Annotated in this window: 13 protein-coding genes; 1 reads left to right on the plus strand and 12 read right to left on the minus strand. The window is 38.0% G+C overall.

What is annotated here, in order from left to right:
• The 12 genes from ACWP87_RS08505 to ACWP87_RS08560 all read right to left on the minus strand — a co-directional run.
• Positions 1-228: sugar phosphate nucleotidyltransferase (locus tag ACWP87_RS08505; RefSeq protein ID WP_014569855.1), on the minus strand; the 228-nt coding region annotated here is incomplete at its 3' end.
• 597 nt (positions 229-825) lie between these two features.
• Positions 826-1,506: a sugar transferase gene (locus ACWP87_RS08510; protein ID WP_014569856.1), complete on the minus strand. Its 681-nt coding sequence runs from the start codon at positions 1,504-1,506 to the stop codon at positions 826-828.
• Positions 1,507-2,042: 536 nt separating this feature from the next.
• Complete coding sequence (locus tag ACWP87_RS08515; protein WP_014569857.1) at positions 2,043-3,185, minus strand: glycosyltransferase family 4 protein; 1,143 nt, start codon at positions 3,183-3,185, stop codon at positions 2,043-2,045.
• 182 nt (positions 3,186-3,367) lie between these two features.
• Complete coding sequence (locus ACWP87_RS08520; protein ID WP_014569858.1) at positions 3,368-4,384, minus strand: glycosyl transferase; 1,017 nt, start codon at positions 4,382-4,384, stop codon at positions 3,368-3,370.
• Positions 4,385-4,444: 60 nt separating this feature from the next.
• The gene (locus ACWP87_RS08525) at positions 4,445-5,380 is read right to left on the minus strand and encodes a glycosyltransferase family 2 protein (RefSeq protein ID WP_014569859.1); all 936 of its coding nucleotides are present in this window, start codon (positions 5,378-5,380) and stop codon (positions 4,445-4,447) included.
• Entirely contained in the window at positions 5,377-6,513 is a 1,137-nt protein-coding gene (locus tag ACWP87_RS08530; protein WP_014569860.1) for a glycosyltransferase, read from the minus strand. The genes ACWP87_RS08525 and ACWP87_RS08530 overlap by 4 nt, the downstream gene beginning before the upstream one ends.
• A 20-nt stretch (positions 6,514-6,533) precedes the next feature.
• Entirely contained in the window at positions 6,534-7,331 is a 798-nt protein-coding gene (locus tag ACWP87_RS08535; protein ID WP_014569861.1) for a DUF4422 domain-containing protein, read from the minus strand.
• A gap of 30 nt (positions 7,332-7,361) precedes the next feature.
• Positions 7,362-8,783, minus strand: a complete 1,422-nt coding sequence (locus ACWP87_RS08540; protein WP_014569862.1) for a flippase — start codon at positions 8,781-8,783, stop codon at positions 7,362-7,364.
• Between the two features lie 71 nt (positions 8,784-8,854).
• Positions 8,855-9,973, minus strand: coding sequence for a UDP-galactopyranose mutase (gene glf / locus ACWP87_RS08545; RefSeq protein ID WP_014569863.1), 1,119 nt, complete (start codon positions 9,971-9,973; stop codon positions 8,855-8,857).
• A gap of 48 nt (positions 9,974-10,021) precedes the next feature.
• Positions 10,022-11,245 (minus strand): O-antigen ligase family protein, encoded by a 1,224-nt coding sequence (locus ACWP87_RS08550; RefSeq protein ID WP_014569864.1) that lies wholly within the window; start codon positions 11,243-11,245, stop codon positions 10,022-10,024.
• 49 nt (positions 11,246-11,294) lie between these two features.
• Positions 11,295-12,050, minus strand: coding sequence for a CpsD/CapB family tyrosine-protein kinase (locus ACWP87_RS08555; RefSeq protein ID WP_015765007.1), 756 nt, complete (start codon positions 12,048-12,050; stop codon positions 11,295-11,297).
• A gap of 13 nt (positions 12,051-12,063) precedes the next feature.
• The gene (locus tag ACWP87_RS08560) at positions 12,064-12,984 is read right to left on the minus strand and encodes a YveK family protein (protein WP_014569866.1); all 921 of its coding nucleotides are present in this window, start codon (positions 12,982-12,984) and stop codon (positions 12,064-12,066) included.
• 352 nt (positions 12,985-13,336) lie between these two features.
• On the opposite strand from ACWP87_RS08560, the gene ACWP87_RS08565 reads away from it, so the two are divergent.
• Positions 13,337-14,062: an SGNH/GDSL hydrolase family protein gene (locus ACWP87_RS08565; protein WP_014569867.1), complete on the plus strand. Its 726-nt coding sequence runs from the start codon at positions 13,337-13,339 to the stop codon at positions 14,060-14,062.
• Positions 14,063-14,192: the final 130 nt, after the last annotated feature.

The raw sequence follows: 14,192 nt of genomic DNA on the forward strand, positions 1-14,192 counted from the left end.
ACTAATATTGAGTCCCAGTTGTTTACCGTCTTTTAACAGATCCTGAAAACGATCAATATCCCTTGGTGTTGAAATCACCAAGATATCGCGAATCCCGGCCAACATCATGGTTGACAGGGGATAGTAGATCATTGGCTTGTCATAGACCGGTACCAGTTGCTTAGAAACAGCTTCTGTAATTGGATACAATCTTGTACCAGAGCCCCCAGCTAAGATAATTCCTTTCATTGCATTTTCTCCCCTCGCGTAGTTTAGTATGTAGTGTTTCTAAAGTTTAAGCAAACCCTAACACTAAGCATTTTACCAGTAGAACTTTAAATTGTGTTGCTTTTTATAGAATTGTATATTAGTTTGTTAATTTATTAGTTCACGAGATCCACTTTTAACAACTTTTCAAGTTAATACTTAGACGTTGTAAATTCAGGAATTTCAGGCAAGATCAATTAACTGTGAAAGTCTTTTTATTGGTTGAAAGAGCTCCTTCTTTTCCGAAATTCAAATTAGGCAATGCGATCAAGTGTGCATTCAAGCGTGATTATTTTAAGCTTCATGCCTTTACCCTAGATCAACGGACTTAATTTCCGCAAGTATATTCAATACTACTGATCTACTGAATCACCCGCTTTTTCCGCCCACAGCGATGACAAGGCATTACTGGTTTTTTTACTAGGTTCGATGAGGATTCAGGCAAACTAATTGCGAAAAAGCAGCCTCAAAAAACAACGGCTTCGATATTCCTACAGCATAAAGAATATCGAAACCGTTTTAGATGGACCTTACTATGTCAAAAAGGCAGATTAAAACTTCTATGCTACACGATGATAGTTAAAAAGCCCCCTCAGCCTTAAAGATAGAAGCAATATTTTTAAACAAAATAATGAGATCATAGTGGAAAGATCTGTGTCGAATATAATATAGCTCTAAGTCTGCACGTTCTGGATAACCAATGTTACTTCGACCACTAGCTTGCCATAATCCCATCGCACCAGGCTTTGCCTCAAGTAGTTCATTAACATGATCGCCATACTCAGCTAACTCGTCTTCAATGACCGGGCGCGGGCCAACCATACTCATATCACCTTTAAGGATGTTAATAAACTGGGGTAACTCGTCAAGTGAACTCTTTCGAATAAAAGCCCCCAACCTCGTAATACGTGGATCCTCACCAACCGGTAATTTGTAATTATTTGCTACATACTTCTTATAAAGCGCAGAATCCCGATGCAGTACCCCTTCAGCATCGACAACCATACTTCGAAACTTATAAATTTTGAATCTATCCCCGTGTCGTCCAACGCGCGTTTGTTTGAAAAAAAGGGGTCCCTTATTTCGCCCATACGAATAAAACGGAAGTAAGACTAAGCTAACTGCGGCAACTAAAACTAGACCAGCCAATCCACAAAAAATATCGAAGCTTCTTTTTTCAAATAAGTAAATCAGTGAAGCTTGTTTCCGAATATTAGATATTTCGTTTTCATTATGCGTCGTCAACATCTGTTTTTCCAAATTTAAATTCCTCCCCAAACGCTACCCCAAGCGCCAATTTATTTGATTTTATAACATTTTTTGGCATTGTACAAGAAAACGTCAAATCTAAAGTTAAACGTTCAATACCATTCGAGCTAGACCAATACAATGAAATTAGTTTGTCAATCCGGCCTATGCAAGCCACCCGTTAAGATGCCAGGACCCGCATCTAAGCCACCCTATTCATGCTAAAAAGAGACTCTCGGATTGAAGACGAGAATGACTATGTCGCTATTCGCATAGTTAATATTCTAAACTGGTCTAACCTTGGTGAGACCAAGAAACATCGATATTAGCATTAATTTTGCTCCCATGGTCGGCGATTCAGATCTCATCTTGAACTTCTTTGTGTACCAATTTTAATTAAAAGTCAAAGGTAGATGAAAATATATAACCTTTGTATATGATTTATTTTAAAATAATAGCAGCAGGTTAATTTTGTCTCCTTCAATCAAGACCGCCTTTGCAACTCCTACACAAAAGCATGAAAAGAATTAAAACTATTTTAATTGTCGTTACACGATTGTAGAGTAAGCTTTGTAGGTAGAGTTGGCAGCGTTCTTATAGCTAAAAAAAGAACGATAATCTTTGCCAACATGATCTTTTTTATTTTGCATAGCTGATAAAATTGCCTTTTTGACAGAGGAAAGTCTATACGGATTACACTGAAAACCAAATTCATTGAATCTATAAAAATTTATTGGGCAAAAATACTCTGTTGATGTAACAACAGGAATTTCGCAAAAAAGAGCTTCAATGGTCGCCAACCCAGCTGATTCTTGGAAGGAAGGCAGAATATGCACTGCAGCATTTGAATAAACAAATGCCATATCTTGCTGTGAAACTTCACCAATAAAGTATGTGTTTCCGCGTTTTTTTGCGTAAGATTTAACACTTTCGACATACCGGCTATCACCCTTGGTGGATCCAACCAAAACAATTGGAATTTCTGGATGATTGTTTAATGCCTTCAAAATCCGCAATTGATTCTTGAGTTGCTCAACTCTTGCAACACAAAGGACATACTTACCAGAAAGTCTTTCCAGAATTTTTAAATTGTCAGGAAGCTGTTTAGGTTGTTCATTGACTTTAAAAAACTTCTTTGCATCTACTGCATTAGGAATAACTCCCCATTTTTTGTTACTTGTGGTCGCATTTGGAAAGGTCTTCTTGAGAATGGATTCTTCTTCGGGTGAATTGGGCAAAACAATATCTGAATACTGTAACAACTTATCAGCCTTTAGAAATAACTCTCGCGAAAAGAAATTCTTCTTTTTTAAAATATCCCTAAACAATAGTTTTGACACAAACGTTGCCAACTTAACTACTACTTTTGGCGCATCAATTATACCTTTCCTTGCTAAAGCACCATTAATAAATGATTCATCCAGCCTCCAGTATATTGGTGATAATGCAATCTTCATGCCGAGAGCTTTGGCCATTTCAGCATATGCAAGACTTGAATCTATAGTCTGCGGTTGCATGTTAAATATATGCACAACATCTAAACGTTTCTCTTTCAGCTTCTCAGGAGATGTAACAATAGTACAACGCGCCCCAAAGTCTGACTCAAGATATTTCATAGTGTTCAACAGTTGAACACTATCACCGCCTTTTCGTGTGAGAAAATCCGATCGAACCGCAAATCCGATATCCATAAATTGCTGTCTCCTTAAAATTGATTTAGTTACTCGACAATTATATTTTTTCGAATTTAGATCATCATTTCAGGTGGGCCTTAGGCGCAAGCATTAATTCTGATGACATTCTTGATCTCTAAAGCACGTCTGGAATAGTTGTTGAATATTTCTTACAAGATGATCGAACCATTTTGAAATTTCTATGCGTCAAAACCAACCGGTAGACTTTCCAACGCATCCTTCAACATACCACCATTACGAATTTTTTGGGAGATGATTTGAACATTCGTTTGAATTTTTTCTATCTGTGTATGTGAAAGTGACTTAATGACAGGTTCAATTTCCATCAGATTATCAACTGCGATTCCTAACCCTAGTTGCAGAACAACATTGGCTAAAGCTGATTCTCGCCAAACAATCAAGGGTAATCCAGAAGCTAAGTACAGTGATGCCTTGTGCGGCGAGTTTAAGCGGAGATAATCTCCCGAAACCCCACTGATACGATCAGTCGAGATTCCATCCCAGACCAACCCCCAGCCATCAACAAGCTTGGATGGTAATACGCCAGAGTCAATAGCACCGTGAAAAACGACCGATTCTGGGAATTGCTCCGCCGTCATACCCGAACCATAAACATGCCACTTAAAAATTTCCAACTGGGGAAGCTTCTTTAAAAACTTTGACTTTACTAAATTGCCAGCAAAAACTATATTTGCGACTTCGCTTCTAATAGGCGGTTCAACATCAACTCGATAATCAAAAAAATTAATAGTAGCCATCTTCTGAGAAAGGCCTTGATCTTCAAGAAAATTTTGCATTGCTTGATTATGGACAATCAAAAAGTCAGCCCTTTTTAATTCTTCGATTTCCTGTTTAATTGATACATTTTTAGCCTGTCCTTGAACAGAAATGAGGTCATGAACAAGAAAAATACACTTTGCATTATGCTTTAAGAGTGTTTTATGTAACAGGCTATAATCAAAAGAATTAAAAGGTAACGGATATTGGATAAGAACTGATTGGTCTGCCGACAATTTCTTTGAAAGACTACGAACTGCTCGTAGTCGTTGAAGTTCCCTGTTTATCTTTAAATTTACTCTTGTTGCAGGTATCTCTGCAGTTTTAATTCCCATCCTATTGGAGAAGTATTTGACATCGGCTCGTGCTTTAAAGCCTGCATCGAAACTTTTGCTATTGTACCCGTCAAATTCAATCATGATTTTCCCACTTTCAAAAAACGTCGAAATACTCTCTGATAACAACATTTATAATATCAATTATTCAACATTTGTTGTTAAAAATAAATAATAAAACGATAGAGTTCCAACCAATGAGGTCTTTTTTGCCCGATGTCTTAATAACCAACTAAACTTTGACAAAAATCTCTTGGATCGTTGAATAGAAATCAAAGAATCCAATTCTACTTTACGGCTCACAGACAAATTTTTACCAAATCTTGTATCAAGTAATTTTATTTGTGCCATTTGCTTTGAAAAAAGCTTCCTCTGATTACTATAGTTTAAAGCTTTATTAATTCTTGACCTGAATGAATGATTTACCCCAACAGCGTTATCCCCATGCTGACGGTATCCAATCGTGGCTGTTGGAAGATACACTACATTACCTAAAAATGCTGCTATCATAGCCATCCACCAGTCATGCATCACAATTGAGCGAGTATCAGACAACCTTATTCTATCAGCTAAACTTTTGTTGATTAGAACTGTACAACCGGTCACAATATTTGTAACTAAGATGGTGTTGACAGAAACCCTTGCATTTTCAGGAACAATATTCGATTGAATCAAAGTACCAGATGCGTCAATTGTATCCATATTAGTAAATACGAGCGTTGGTACTGAAGCACTCGATGTTTGCTGCATATATGAGCCAACCGTTAGACCTACCTTATTGGGGTACCAAATATCGTCTTGATCAGCAAACATAAACAATGGGGCGCTGATGGAGGTCAACATCATTAAGAAAGAATTGGCAGGGCCACGATTACCTGCTGAATCGGGAAAAGAATGAATTCGGTTATCTTTTAGAACATAATCATCTATAATCTGCTGTGTGCTATCCGTAGAACCATCATCCCGAATTATAAGATCCCAGTTCTCATAATCCTGCTGAACAATTGAGTCCAGTTGTTGTTTTAGAAACCTCTCACCATTATATGTTGACATCAAAATCACAAGATGGTCAAAAGTCATTCTGTATTCCCTCCCTGTAAGGCTTCCAACAGGTGAAGAACATGTTCGCGCATATCTAATTGATCATATCCGATTTTTTTCATTCGCTTCGATTCATCAACTCGCACATGTTTTTCAGTTGCAGTAATCCTTTTGCTCCAGGAATCCGATGATTCGCTGAGTTTTACAACATGAACCAAATTCGGTAAATAGTTACCTAGCGGGACTCTATCCGAAACATAAACTGGTAAACTATTTGCCTGAGCTTCTATGAGCGTAAAGCTCAACCCTTCATTCAACGAAGGAAAGAGTAAAACATCAATTGCATTATACAGCTGTGCGAGGTCTTTTCTTCTCCCCAAAAATCGAACACTATCACCCAATTCAAGACGTCTAGCTTTTTGTTTCAACATTTCCCTCTGTGTTCCATCGCCAATCACTAACAATACTGAGTTTGGATTACGCCGAATTATCGCTGCAAATATGTCTAGAGCAAAGCTAATATTTTTTCTCATTTCCAGAACACCGATTGTAGCATAAACAATTTTATTTTGAACATCTAATGCTTCTCGAACTTTTACTCTAGTGGCGCGCTTAAAAGTATAGTCTGATAAGTCAATGCCATTCGGTATAACTTCGACTCGATTTTTTCTGAGAATTCGACTAGGAAACATCCACTTAGCTGCTTCATTAGAAACAGCTACAAAAGAGTCGATTAGAAATGTAGCGGCTATCTGTTTGCCAATAAGGTGAAATACTGTCAACGCAAACTTCTTCACCCCATGTATTTCTGTACCAAAATACGTATTATGACCATGGACAACAATTTTCGCATGCATTATAAATTTACAGAAAAAAATCGGCAGTATATTCCAACTTGCAGAATAATTAAAATAAACAATATCAAAAGCATGCTTATTTCTTCTTGCAAATTTTAACCAGTCTTTTATATGTCGAATATAGTTCTTGTTAGCCGGAGAAATATCGGTAAAAGTCCATCCTGCTTTTTCAAAATGTAATTTGTTACTTTCATCCCCAGCAATTGCAAGTGCTGAAAAACTGAACCCTTGGCGCTGTTTTAAAAAGGCATTTTCAACGAAAGTCGTAACCCCACTAGCCGGCAAGAAGTCTGCAACAACTAAAGTTCTTATCATAGTTTCCAGACCCTCCTTATTTATTTCCTATTATTGGAAATATGCGTAGTTACGAACTTACGTCTGTTAAACTTATTGAAAAGAAAACCATAGATTTTTCTGATCCAATGTTGGTTTTCTGTAAACTTGTAATCGCACTCTGTATAAGGAACTTCATTTGCCTTTAGCCAGACATCCAACAAAAATTCTGCAAGGAACCCATCAACTCTAGTTTCATTGCCTTCTAGACTATTGAAATCTAAAAGTTCATCAACTTGATCAAGAATTGAAAATAACCAATTCGTATAATCTTGGAAGACTTTTTTCTTCATAATAAACATGTTAAACATATGGGCTGATCTGGCATTTAAAACCTTTCTAAACGCGAATCTATAGGCCTCAGGTTGTTCTTCCATCACCTTCTTTAAACAGTCAAGTCCTTGACGATCGTGGGAGTGATAAAAGTGTGATTCTATAGTCTCAATGTAATAGTGCCGTTTTTTTGGAACCACAACATCTGTATGAGCCATTAATTTTTTTATGTCAGACTGCTTAATTAAGTCATAAGAGCGACTTCCGAACTTCTTTTTATTCACAAAAAATCTGCGATAATGCACAAGCCCAAGGATATCAAAATCAAGATTGTACTTAGCCCAATAAATCGCAGTTAATTCATTATAATGCGGGTTTTTCCATGAAATATTTTTCCCTGAATCATCTCTTAGAAAACCCTTGGGCGTCGATTCATGAAATTTGCTCCCAACATAAACAGGGAAATAAGTTTGGTCATTTGGTACCTGAACAGGTTTATGAGCAGCTATAATAATTTTAATCAGCAAGTTCCCCACCCCTCTCTGAGCCAAAAAAGATTATCTTTGTCTAATACTAGACACCATTTCAATCAAGTGACGCGGCTTTAAAAGTAATAAGATCAAAATATAAATGATCGTCCCTAGCAAAATGGTTGTTACTAGTTTAACCATATTTCCAAACGGCATAAAATGCATATACCAAAAAATATATGCACCCATCAAACTAGCAGAAAGTAAGTACTTCCAGGTTTCCGTAAAAAGTAGAGAAATATCCATCTGTTTTCTTACATAAACAAGTTGATATGCAGTAACAGCAGCTTCTGAAATAACGGTTGCCGTCATGGCACCGACCGTTCCCCAAAGTAAAATCATAGGAATATTCAAAAAAATGTTTACAATTGCACCTAATGCAACGGAAACCGTAAAAGGCCTAGTTTGATTTGTCGGCAGTAGATATTGTATACCGATGGCATTACTAATTCCAACCAAAATAATAACAAGTGACTCTATTGCTAGTAGTACAGCAACTGCACTGAACTTGATTCCGAAAAAAACATTTGTGAAAACAGGAGATATCGAAGCGAGTCCAGCTGACATAGGAAAAGCTAACAACAATATAAAATGCATGGACTTACTAAGGGAGGAAAAAACAGCCTTACGATCCCCCCTAGCAAAACTATGCGCCACATGTGGCAACAAAACCGTTCCTGTAGCTGTGACGATGGCTAACAATATTTTTATAATTTTATCTGAGTTGTCATAATAACCTGCAGCTTCGACCCCGATGTATGCTCCCAGCATAGTCTTATTCACTTGCAAATATATCTGTGAAGCAATTTGTGGAATAAACATCCCAATTGTAGGCTTCAAGTGTCGGCCAAGTCTCATTTTTCTCAAGACTGGCCACTTTACATATCTAGTAAGATAAGGAATCAGCGTTAAATTACCAATTAACTGTGATCCGCCCAAAATCAAAACATAAATCCATAAGTCATTCTTTGTTCTAACTAATGTAAAAATCAAAACAAGTGAAATAATTTTTACAAATGTATTTCGTACCACTGTAATTCTAAATTCTTCCAAACCCTGAAAAAACCACGAAACGTCAATCGCTGAAGCTAACAACAGTGAACCCTGAATCAGGTAGAAAACACGGTACTGTTTAGACAAAAATATAAAGGTAAGATACGCGATAACGGCGACGCCCGTTGTCAAAAATTTTAAAAAAGTTAACTCCCAAAAAACGTTCGATAATTTTTGAGGGTCATCTCTTTCATATGCAACTTCACGATTACCATAAACGGTGATACCCAAAGTGCCAAATAGAATGAAATACTGCACAACAGAATTAGTATACGCGTTGATACCAATTCCAGTTGGTCCAAGCACACGTGAAACATAGGGAATTGTAATGATCGGTAATAGCAAGACAAAAACCTGATACCCCATATTCCATAAAAAGTTCTTTACTACTGTCATATAACTCTCCGATCATTGGCCTGTTACCTAAGAGTTTGCTTTAATAGAAACATGAGAATCAAATTTCCGTCTTAATTCGTTGCAAAGAACTTTCCTTTTACAAATTGTAGAGCAGCAGTAATAACTTGATCCATATTATAATATCGATAAAGTCCTAAACGGCCACCAAACGCGACCTGTGGATATTTTTTAGTGGCAAGATCTCTGTATTCTGTAAATAAATGGTTGTTCTTTGTGTCATTTACAGGATAGTAGGGCTCATCACCCTTAGACCATTCAGCCGGAAATTCACGCGTTATGACCGTCTTACCTTGATTTCCTTTTCCAAATTCAAAATGTTTATGTTCAATGATTCGAGTAAAAGGTGTATCGGAATCAGTGTAATTAACTACAGCATTTCCTTGATAATTATCAACGTCTAGTACTTCAGTTTCAAAACGAAGACTTCGATATTCCAGCGCGCCTAACTGATAATCAAAGAATTGATCGATCATACCCGTGTATACTACCTGATCATAACGAGTTAAATACTCTTCCTTATGGGTAAGAAAATCCGTGTTTAGGTGAACCTTAATGTTTGCATGATCCAACATTTTTTCAACAATCTGAGTGTACCCACCTTCGGGAATTCCTTGGTAAAGGTCATTAAAATAATTATTGTCATACGTAAACCGAACAGGAAGTCGGCGGATAATAAATGAAGGTAGTTCTTTAGGTTCCCTACCCCACTGTTTAGCCGTGTAGTCTCTAATTAGCTTTTCATAAATATCCTTACCAACAAGAGATATTGCTTGTTCTTCAAGATTCTGTGGAACCTTTCCCGCCATGGAAGCCCGTTGTTTATCTATCTCTGCTTTGGCTTGAGCGGGAGTGATAACTCCCCACATCTTATTAAAGGTATTCATATTAAAAGGTAAATTATATATTTCACCTTTGTAGTTGGCAATAACTTCGTTTGTATATCTATTAAATGATGAAAACTGGTTAATATACTCCCAGATTTTTTTATTACTCGTGTGAAAAATATGTGCTCCGTATCGATGAACCTGAATACCTTCAACTTCTTCAGTAAAAATATTTCCGGCTAAATGACTACGTTTTTCAATGACATCGACTTGATCCCCTTTTAGTGCACGCTCATGAGCTACTGTCGCTCCAAATAAGCCAGCCCCAACAACTAATAATTTCATTTTAATACCCCCATATCAAATTATGCTCCAGATTAACAAAATGTATTACTAATTAGCTTTGGCCTGTAGGTGACCTTGTTCAGCAGACAAAACCTTTTTGTCTTTGGTGACACCTTCTGTCAAGCTTCCTAAGCACATAAAAGGAAGTGCCATATCAAGGGTGACTAACTTTGTTTCAACTAACCCAAAAAGAGCTATTGCAGTGAGCCAAAACAAAAGATAGGAATCGCCAAAAATCTTTGCGCGAATGCCACAGTAAGTCGAATAAAGAACTTCTAGAACTGCACCAAACCAGCCAAATATCATAACCGAATACATATACTGATTATCAACGTATAGATATCTAACATTAATAGACCATGAATAAAATGCGTTAGCCAACTCTGCAATATCGCCGCCGAAGAAACTTTTTTGCGCGTAATAATCATAAACAAGCTTAAGCAGTTCTGGACGCCCAGACATCCATTCATTTAAAGTTTGAAAGACCTTTGAACTAGATGGAAGAAATATGGAAATTGTTAATGAACCCAGAAAACAGATTAACGGGACAAGTATGCAAAAACTATATAACAGTTTTCGAAAACTTATGCTTTTAAAAGTATTAAAAACCGTAACCAATACCACAAAACTCATCACTGAAATTAGCGAACCACGCGAGCGAGTAAGGACAAAAATAAGAATTCCGCTCAGAATCAGCAAAACAATAGGCTTAACGCTTTTCCTTGCGTACAAATAAAACATTTCAAGAGAGATCATCATTAAGTACATCCCTAAAGCATTAGGGTGATGAAATCCAAAAGAGAATCTACTGTATACTCCGAGTTGAATAATCGGACTAACCGGGAGTAATTGTAGATTATTCACAACGAAGAGTGAAATTGTAACAATAATCCTAGCAAAAAGATCTATCCTCACCAGACTTCTAAAGGAAACTGTTTGAGAACTCCAAACCAGAAATATAAACGCAACAACTGCAACTTGTTGATTAACAAACAGATAACCATAAACGATAACCAGAAAGAGAGGCCCAGTTATAAGCCAATTTAAGAGAGAACGTCTTTTAAGAAAACCTAACACTAGGAGTAATGACGCAAGGAAATACGCTGTTTTGTTGCCAAAAGAAACAAAACTCGGATAAGCAGATGGTTGATCAACTGGACTGATCATCGACTCGGCTGTGAAGCCAAAGATGATGACGAGCCAAAAATAAATAAACAAATACGTTTTAACCAAGAACGGTTGAAACGAATCTTCTAAATTGTTTGTTTCCATGTGTATCCCCTAAGACAAGTATGTTATTGTCTAAACTTGATATGATGGGTTACTTCTTTCCAGTATTCGTACCATACCCATAACCGTAGCCGTAGCCATACCCTCGATCGCCGTGTTTAGCTTTAACTCGTTCAACTGAGCCAAGAATTTTAGCATTAGCAAGCTTTAAAACTTCAACCGTTCGTCGAAGATCACCTTTTAGAGTCTTGCCCATATTAGCCACAACAACTACACCGTCAGTTTTTGGAACCAAGACTTGTACATCAGATACGGCTAAAACAGGTGGGGTATCAAGAACGATAATGTCATAGTTTTCCCTGGCCCAATTCAGTAAATTTGCCATTCTTTTAGAATTTAACAATTCAGAGGGATTTGGCGGAATAGGTCCTGACGTAATGACACTCAAATTATCAACAAATGTTTCTTCTACAACAGCTCCAGCTTCATCTTTTCCAATTAGAATTGTTGTTACCCCGTCTATATTCAATGTCCTAAACGTGGCGTGAATAGTCGGTCTCCTGAGATCCGCATCAATCAGCAAAACTTTTTTCCCAGCTTGGGCCCAAGTAACCGCGACATTAGCCGAGACCGTTGATTTACCTTCAGACATGGCCGAAGACGTAAACATGACTACTTGGCAACGATCTAAAGCAGCCCCAGCAAATTCAATATTAGTGCGCACCGTTCGAAACTGTTCAGACACTACATGTTTGGGCTCAGCAAAAGCGACTAGCATAACGCCATTCTTTTGGGTTTCTTGATCCTCCTGATGACGATGAAAAAGTTTAGAAAATGATAACTGCATCATTTATTCCCCCTCAAATTCGACGACGACTACGTTGTGGAAAATCTATTCCATCAAGATCGTCTTGCACATCATTTCCTGAATCCGTTGCTCGACTTTGTTGTATTGCCTGATCCATATCTTTCATGCGCACAACATAATTAACAATTCCTAGGTTAACCAGCCCTAAGTCATCAGTAATAAAATCAATATCTTTAATGGTTTGGTCAGTCAATTCACGTACAAGCCCCCAGCTTAACGCGATTAAGATGCCTAAAGCCAGCCCAACAATACTCAACAATTTTAATTTAGGAGATACCGGAATTGTATTAGCCGTTGCTCTAGAAACAACAGAGACATTTGAGATACTCATGATTTTAGCAATTTTTTTCTCAAACACCTTAGCGATTTCGTTTGCAATATCTCTTGCGCGAACTGGACTGGTATCTTTAACATTTACAGTAAAAACCTGCGAATTCTGTTGTGTCGAGACCGAAACCATCTTCGTCAAATCCTCTTCCGAAATATTGGAATATTTGGCGGGTTTGAGTTTATATTTTGCAGGTTGTGCTTCCTCTGTGACGTACCTTTCGCGTGTTCCTGTAACGGCATTGTATCGTGTTCCATAAACAGCAGGTTTTGCTTTCTTGACCATCACTCGCTGCGGACTGGTAAGATCTTCCGCCACCGCTTGCAAAACAACGGGACGTGTGATGATATCCTTATATGTATTAATAATCTGAATATCAGCTTGTTGTGCATTCAACTGCATGTTCGGATCGTTGTCTTGCTTTCGATTAACCAACAATGATGTATCTGATTCATACTTAGGTGCAATAAAAGCCTTCGCACCAAAATAAGCAGCTGCCATTCCTATGATTCCAAAAACAATCATAGCTAAGAAGCTGCGTTTGAACACATTCCACAACTGTGAAAGGTCGATCTGTTTGTTCATGAACTCTTCCCCACCTAATTCAAAAATTAGTAACAATAAATTAAAAAACGAGCTGCAAGCTACACAGCCGCATAAAAATAGAGACTTTTAAAATCCCACTCCAAAGCATAATACCCTAGCATAAGGGTTTAAGTCTACCCATCTTTTACCGGAATTTCCTTTTTACTGTTTATCGTTAATCTTTTACGTTAGTCTAATCTCCGGTTTAGTGCTTATTGTTAACCAAAATGGACTGGTTTATTACAGTCTCTTTACAATTTTCAAAAATGCGACCACAATGTCCCGAATTTGTAACCAGTATACAAACAGTTTTAGTTTAAAATAAACACAAGTAACATTGGAGGGTTAAAACTTGAAGAAAAAAAGCGGCTTACGCTTGCGTGACATCATACTATGCATCGCCCTGGGCCTCGTCATTGCCGGTGTTGGAGGTTATTTCTACTTCCGCCATTTCCAGTCCGAGCAGGCGATCGCAGTTAATCAGCAAACGCGTCAGAAGATTAAGAAGGATTCGAAGGCTAAGGTTAAGAAAGAAAAGGTTTTGAATCAGTATCGCCTGTATGGCCTGACCGACAGCGAAATCAGTGCCGCCAAGACGTTACCGGTGACTGCCATTGGTGATTCGGTGATGTTGGGAAGTTCGGCTTATTTGAAGGTGCTTTTCCCGCAGATGTCGATTGACGCTGAGGTTGGCCGGCAAGTGCAGGCGGCTCCTGCTATTATTGATCAGTTGAAGTCAAGCGGTAAATTGAAGGATACTGTCGTCATCAGTCTGGGAACGAATGGACCGATGACGGAAGCAGACATTAATGGCATTTTGGAGCAGCTGGGGAGTAATCGTCAGGTTTTCTGGGTGACAGCTTATGCTCCTGGGAAGGCTTGGATTGATCCGGTTAACAAGTTGATTCACGCCGCTGCTAAGACGCATGCGAATCTGCATGTGGTGGATTGGTATTATCTGGCTGGCGGTAACGATGATTGGTTTGCCGATGATGGTGTGCACCCTAATGACGCAGGACGCGTGCATTATTACACGCTGATTGCTAAGGATGTCATGAAGACAGTGAATAAGAAGTAGCCGTTTATGCGCGTTAGTAATGCTCGAAATTAACAAATATATCAAAAGTTTCGCATCTTCTATACCACAAAAAAACACCGATTCACTGGCCATTTTGAAAGGGCACTGAATCGGTGTTTATTTATGCAAG

The sequence above is a fragment of the Lacticaseibacillus sp. 22 genome, from assembly GCF_055413445.1.

Bases quoted from the DNA above. Each gene is read 5' to 3' on its own strand.
- ACWP87_RS08520 (WP_014569858.1), bottom strand. From the start codon at position 4,384: ATGATTGAATTTGACGGGTACAATAGCAAAAGTTTCGATGCAGGCTTT.
- ACWP87_RS08525 (WP_014569859.1), bottom strand. From the start codon at position 5,380: ATGACTTTTGACCATCTTGTGATTTTGATGTCAACATATAATGGTGAG.
- glf (WP_014569863.1), bottom strand. From the start codon at position 9,973: ATGAAATTATTAGTTGTTGGGGCTGGCTTATTTGGAGCGACAGTAGCT.
- ACWP87_RS08515 (WP_014569857.1), bottom strand. From the start codon at position 3,185: ATGGATATCGGATTTGCGGTTCGATCGGATTTTCTCACACGAAAAGGC.
- ACWP87_RS08560 (WP_014569866.1), bottom strand. From the start codon at position 12,984: ATGAACAAACAGATCGACCTTTCACAGTTGTGGAATGTGTTCAAACGC.
- ACWP87_RS08530 (WP_014569860.1), bottom strand. From the start codon at position 6,513: ATGATAAGAACTTTAGTTGTTGCAGACTTCTTGCCGGCTAGTGGGGTT.
- ACWP87_RS08540 (WP_014569862.1), bottom strand. From the start codon at position 8,783: ATGACAGTAGTAAAGAACTTTTTATGGAATATGGGGTATCAGGTTTTT.
- ACWP87_RS08555 (WP_015765007.1), bottom strand. From the start codon at position 12,050: ATGCAGTTATCATTTTCTAAACTTTTTCATCGTCATCAGGAGGATCAA.
- ACWP87_RS08550 (WP_014569864.1), bottom strand. From the start codon at position 11,245: ATGGAAACAAACAATTTAGAAGATTCGTTTCAACCGTTCTTGGTTAAA.